We start from the raw sequence: 654 nt of genomic DNA on the forward strand, positions 1-654 counted from the left end.
CGGCGCGGCGGAAGCGCCGGGTTCGTCGGATGGCTGGGCCGTGCCGCCGACGACGCCGTGTTGTGCGATCTCGTTGCGAGCGGCGTTGAAACCGCGTTCGCGCCGCGCCACCCGCACGCGCGCCCGGTGCGCTCGCGGATCACCGTCGGTTCGGATGGGGAGCGGTTCATCGCGTATGACGACGAAGCGATGCTGGGCACCGCGCCGGACTTTCCGGACGAGGTTCTCAGCCGCGCGACTGTCCTGATCGTCGACAGTTACGGGATCGAGTCGCTGGATGTCGTGGCTCGGGCTCGCGATCTCGGCCTTGCGATCCTCGGCGATGTCGAATGGAGCCACGGCCCGGCCACCGAGAGACTGATCGGGCTCTGCGACCATCTCATTCTTCCGCTCGGTTTCGCGCGGACCGCCACCGGCCGCCAGGCTCCGGCCGAGATACTCGACGCATTGTGGTTGCCGTCGCGGTCCGCCGTGGTTCTGACGGATGGCGGCAGAGGCGTCTTCTATCGCGGACGCGACGAGACAGGGCTCTGGCACCTGCCTCCGCACCGGGTTGCCGTCGTCGACTCGACCGGCGCCGGTGACTGCTTTCATGGCGCCTATGCCCTTGCCTTGACGCGCGGGGCCGACACCGCAGGCCGGGTCGCATTCGCG

The 654-nt window shown here is 69.3% G+C and carries 1 protein-coding gene; it reads left to right on the forward strand.

Annotated elements, in window-relative coordinates; genetic code table 11:
- Nucleotides 1–654: PfkB family carbohydrate kinase (locus EN991_RS38710; protein ID WP_127370657.1), on the forward strand; the 654-nt coding region annotated here is incomplete at both ends.

Origin of the sequence: Mesorhizobium sp. M7A.F.Ca.US.005.03.2.1 (genome assembly GCF_003997795.1) — a bacterium.
In the GTDB taxonomy this organism is placed as follows: domain Bacteria; phylum Pseudomonadota; class Alphaproteobacteria; order Rhizobiales; family Rhizobiaceae; genus Mesorhizobium; species Mesorhizobium ciceri.